This window comes from Sphaerochaeta sp. UBA5836, assembly GCF_002432845.1.
GTDB lineage: Bacteria > Spirochaetota > Spirochaetia > Sphaerochaetales > Sphaerochaetaceae > Sphaerochaeta.
This window is the reverse complement of the sequence record NZ_DJGW01000115.1, coordinates 50,318-53,547: the sequence shown is the minus strand read 5'-3', so window position 1 is coordinate 53,547 and position 3,230 is coordinate 50,318. Positions and strand designations below refer to the sequence as shown.

General features: G+C 46.7%; 3 protein-coding genes. 1 reads left to right on the top strand and 2 read right to left on the bottom strand.

Annotated elements, in window-relative coordinates; genetic code table 11:
- The first annotated feature begins 76 nt into the window (after positions 1 to 76).
- Entirely contained in the window at positions 77 to 841 is a 765-nt protein-coding gene (locus B3F49_RS12275; protein WP_293893839.1) for a hypothetical protein, read from the top strand.
- 112 nt (positions 842 to 953) lie between these two features.
- On the opposite strand, the gene glmS is transcribed toward B3F49_RS12275, so the two are convergent.
- Together glmS and B3F49_RS12265 are read right to left on the bottom strand one after the other, a co-directional pair.
- Positions 954 to 2,753 (bottom strand): glutamine--fructose-6-phosphate transaminase (isomerizing), encoded by a 1,800-nt coding sequence (gene glmS, locus B3F49_RS12270; protein ID WP_293893842.1) that lies wholly within the window; start codon positions 2,751 to 2,753, stop codon positions 954 to 956.
- 72 nt (positions 2,754 to 2,825) lie between these two features.
- On the bottom strand, positions 2,826 to 3,230 hold a 405-nt coding region (locus B3F49_RS12265; RefSeq protein ID WP_293911435.1), incomplete at its 5' end, for an ABC-2 transporter permease.

Genomic DNA, 3,230 nt, shown 5'->3' with positions numbered 1-3,230 from the left:
CCAATAGACTTGCCTTTCTGTAGGTAAACGGGGTAGGGTGGACTAAACCCAACCGTGAAGAGAGGAGACAGATGCCATGAAGATGAGAAATCACATTCTTCGTATGGTGTCTGTCTTTTTTCTTGTCCTAGTGCTGGGTGGGTGTGGGATGGCGGTAATTTTCTATATCGATTCATATATCGATGTTACAGACAATGATACTGAAACCACCCTGTCTGGATCCTATGTAGTAAGAAATGATGAATTCAATAACCTAGCACTCATCGAGGATGATACAGGACCTTCACTTTGGATCGGTTACATGGTAAGTGATTCATCCACAATATCTTCAAGCAGCAGTATCATCAATCTATTTGCTTATACATACGGTAAAAAGCCGAATGGGCGTACAATCGATAAAATTTCGTTATCAAATCCAGCAGTAGTCAGCGCAAGCGATGGATCATATGCATTATTTCAATTCTCTGGCATAAATAGTTCAAATGATTATGCCGCGCCTTTGTACCATGCCACAGCAGTCGATCATACCAGTCCCGAAGACACATTCACTATCACAAAAACAGATGTCAATTCTACGCATGTTGAGTTTACCCTTGCTTTTGATAACGCAAAATTTGTCAGTCATATAGATGGTGGAATACTTCGTAGATATGATGGTACCCAATTTCCCAACGATGTACCGTACAGTGAAAAAGGGGCTTTTCCTGATTACTTTTATTCTACAAATCCTTCGAACGAATTATATTGCCATATTTTCGCTGCCATGAATGTAACTGAAGGCTCATTCTCCAATATTTACTGGACAAGTTTGGCTTATCTAGGGTATCTTCAATTAGATTAACATAAAAAGGGGACCTTCCCTTCTACAATAGTAATTTTGTATAATCTATAAATAATATATATTCTGTTAACTAGAAACCATCCCAAACATATTTGTTTTGATGGGCCATCAATTACTCGACAGTAACCGACTTGGCTAGGTTTCTCGGCTTGTCAGGATCATTTCCCTTGAGTACTGCACAGTAGTAAGCATAGAGCTGGCTGACAATCACACTGAGAATCGGGCTGAACAAAGGATGCGTCTGTGGAAGCCTGAAGATTGCATCGGCTGTATCATCAAACGTATGCACATCCTCAAACGTAATAACCAATGCCGTTGCACCCCTGGCTTTTACTTCCTTGATGTTGGAGTCCATCTTTGCGTACAAGGACGGTTGCGTGCACAGGGCAACCACCAAGGTTGAAGTATCGACCAAGGCAATCGGCCCATGTTTCAGCTCTCCTGCTGCAAAGGCCTCACTGTGCGTATAGCTGATCTCCTTGAGCTTGAGGGCACTTTCCAGACTGATTGCGAAATCAACGAGCCGCCCCATGAAGAACACTTTGGTTTTGTTGAATTGGCTGGCTGCAAACCGTTGGATGTCCTCCTGCCGGTCGATAAGCAACTGGGTTTTTCCCGGCAACTGTCCCAGTGCTTCAAGCAGCACCGAGCGTTCCTGCTTTGCAATCAATGCAGCAATGGTGAAGAGACTCAAGAGTTGCGTTGTAAAGGCCTTTGTTGAGGCTACAGCGATTTCTGGACCGGCCTGGGTATACAGGACCCAATCGGCTTCACGGCTGAGCGTACAGCCCACCACATTGGTCAGGGCAATGGTCGGAATCCCAAGCTCCTTCAAGAGCCTGAGGGATGCTATGGTATCGGCGGTTTCACCGCTTTGGCTGATGAGCAGACACACTTCGCCCTCTTTCTGGATATGTCTTCGATATCTGAGCTCACTGGCTACGAGGACTTCGACAGGAAGACCGGCAACCTGTTCAATTACATAGGAGGCTACCATGGCCGCATGGTAGGCGGTCCCGCAGCCGGTGATCAGCAGGTGTTTGCAGTTTTCCAAAAGGTTTTCTATTTGGGTGGGAAACGCCAATACGCCATCCTTGCATCTCGAATGCAACGTGTCACGCAGAGCCTTGGGCTGCTCGCAGATCTCCTTGAGCATGAAGTGTTCGAATCCGCACTTCTCTGCTGCTTCCATATCCCATTCGATGGTCTGGATTTCCCGCTCGATCTCATCCCCATCGAGGTTGTAGATATGCACCTCATTCTGCGTAAGAGTGGCAACCTCCAAATCCTCCAGGTATTGGACTTTCCTGGTATGGCTCAAAAGCGGCGGCACATCGCTGGCCAGCATGGTGGCATGCTCGCTTCTTCCGATGACCAAGGGACTGTCCTTTCGTGCAACCACCAACACCTCGGGGTGTTGACTGCAGGCAACTGCGATGGCATAGGAGCCTTCCAGGCGCTTGACCGTCTCCGTGACGGCCTGCAGGAGATCGCCGTTGTAGTGGAAGTCGATCAAGTGGGCGATGACCTCGCTGTCGGTTTGGCTCACGAACTTCACTTGATGCTTTTCAAGCCATGACCGCAGCTGGGCATGGTTTTCTATGATTCCGTTGTGGACCACGGCAATGTTCTGTGAAACATCGGTATGGGGATGGCTGTTCAGGTCAGACGGTTCGCCATGAGTCGCCCAACGGGTATGTGCGATACCGCATTTTCCGGTAATCGGTTTTTGCTGGACCAAAAGCTCCAAATTGGAAAGTCGTCCCTTGATCTTGCGTATCTGAAGGTTGTTTTTCTCATCAACCAAGGCGATACCGGCAGAATCATATCCGCGGTATTCAAGCTTGCGAAGAGCTTCAAGGAGAAGGGAGGAAGCTTCCTCTGTTCCGACATATCCAACAATTCCACACATGCAACACCCCTTAAAAGGTCCGGTTACAGGTGTAGTAGCATGATTCGTGCTGTTTTTACTAGAGTTTTGACATCATGAACCGGAAAATTCCTTCTTTTTCATGATGGAACAGGAGAGAAGGTAACTTGCAGTGAAGCAGCAAATCGATGCAATCGGCAACAAAACCAGGATGAATGCAGGCATGGAAGCACTTTGCAGCAACGAGGCAAGTACTGATCCGATGCTCATCAGCGCAACCATGACCAAAATATAGTACAACCTGCTTTTTTCAAAACCAAACTTGAAAATCAAAGGATAGTTTATCGAAACAAAGAATGCACCAAACACAAATTGGGTGACGGCGTTTGAAAAAACAGTGTGTATTTCCCATCTGGATGCAAGAAGCCCAATGACCAAAACCAGAAATATGGAAAGCAGTATGCAACCAAGAGCCAATACATATTTGCTTTGTACTACAAGCTTCCGAGAAAACGGAAG